The sequence below is a fragment of the Staphylococcus pseudoxylosus genome, from assembly GCF_003697915.1.
Classification (GTDB): domain Bacteria; phylum Bacillota; class Bacilli; order Staphylococcales; family Staphylococcaceae; genus Staphylococcus; species Staphylococcus pseudoxylosus.
The window spans coordinates 1-272 of sequence record NZ_RCVN01000075.1; the positions used below are offsets into that span (position 1 = coordinate 1).

The 272-nt window shown below is 29.8% G+C and carries 1 protein-coding gene; it reads left to right on the top strand.

The genetic code is table 11. From position 1 onward, the window contains the following. Positions 1-272, top strand: a 272-nt coding sequence (locus D9V42_RS14860; RefSeq protein ID WP_208639102.1) for a hypothetical protein, incomplete at both ends; no start/stop codon positions are given.

Here is a 272-nt window from a genome sequence, read left to right on the forward strand (position 1 = left end):
AATTAGAACGTAGTTTAGAAGAAAATAAAATCGAAGATAATGCGGTTCATAGCGAACTAGATTCTGTTGAAGAAAAAATAGTTCCTGAAGAGACTTTTGAAAAGAAAAAAGAATACTCACAACAAGTCATTGAATTAAACGAAAAAGAGAACTTGTATAGCAAATTGAAAGAACGTTTCGAAATTGAGCAACAAGAAAAACAAAAACGTCAAAAATTGTTACGAACAACGTTTATTCTTTTAACATTAGTAGGTATTGGTTTAACTGCCTTC